The sequence below is a fragment of the Caballeronia sp. LZ028 genome, assembly GCF_031451415.1.
In the GTDB taxonomy this organism is placed as follows: Bacteria; Pseudomonadota; Gammaproteobacteria; order Burkholderiales; family Burkholderiaceae; genus Caballeronia; species Caballeronia zhejiangensis.
Genome location: NZ_JARUXN010000041.1, coordinates 1 through 904 on the forward strand (window position 1 = coordinate 1; position 904 = coordinate 904).

Below are 904 nucleotides of genomic sequence, written 5' to 3' on the forward strand. Positions count from 1 at the left end.
AGAACCTTTAACAAAATGAGCGAAGGGGCTGTTTACACTCGATGAATCCTGTTAACCTTTTCATTGTTTCGACGACGAAAAGGATATGGCCAAGCCGATACTCGACGACGACCTTTGGGCACTCATCGAACCGTTGCTGCCCCCTCCGAAGCCACGGCGCGTTCGTTATCCGGGGCGCAAGCCACTCGACAATCGTGCCGTGCTCACAGGCATCCTCTTCGTCTTACAGACGGGCCTGCGTTGGGACCTACTGCCTCGCGAGATGGGGTGCGGCAGCGGCATGAGTTGCTGGCGTCGTTTGCGTGACTGGCAGGCCGCCGGCGTCTGGGACCAGTTGCACGAGGTGCTGCTTGCGCGATTGCGCGCAGCCGACCAAATCGACTGGTCTCGCGTCATCGTCGATTCCTCTTCAATCCGCGCTGTGGGCTCAGGTCAAAAACAGGACCGAATCCCACAGACCGCGCGCGACCCGGTTCAAAGCACCATCTCATCACCGAGGCGCAGGGCATCCCGCTCGCGGTGATACTCACCGGCGCCAACCGCAATGACGTCACTCAACTCCATGCTCTGGTCGAGGCTATCCCGCCCATCAGCGGCAAGCGTGGCAGACCCCTATCGAAGCCCCGGGTCGTTCAGGGCGACAGAGGCTACGACCACGACAAATATCGACGTCCACTACATGCAGCCGGCATTGCAACCGAAATCGCTCGGCGCGGTCAGCCTCATGGTAGCGGTCTAGGCAAAACACGCTGGGTCGTGGAGCGGACCATTTCGTGGCTTCACAACTTTCGCCGACTGCGTATTCGCTTCGAGCGCCTCGCTTTCATCCACGAGGCTTTGCTCGAAATCGCTTGCTGCATCATATGCTGGCGACACCTGCAAAAGTCATTCTGTTAACGCCTCT

Annotated in this window: 1 protein-coding gene; it reads left to right on the top strand. The window is 59.0% G+C overall.

All coding sequences use genetic code 11. The annotated features are described in order from the left end of the window. The first annotated feature begins 85 nt into the window (after nt 1-85). Nucleotides 86-897, top strand: a protein-coding gene (locus QCE58_RS33975; RefSeq protein WP_250456292.1) for an IS5 family transposase whose coding sequence is annotated in 2 segments (ribosomal slippage) — nt 86-434 and nt 434-897 — 813 coding nt in all. Because the reading frame shifts where the segments join, the coding sequence is not laid out codon by codon here. The last annotated feature ends 7 nt before the right edge of the window (nt 898-904 follow it).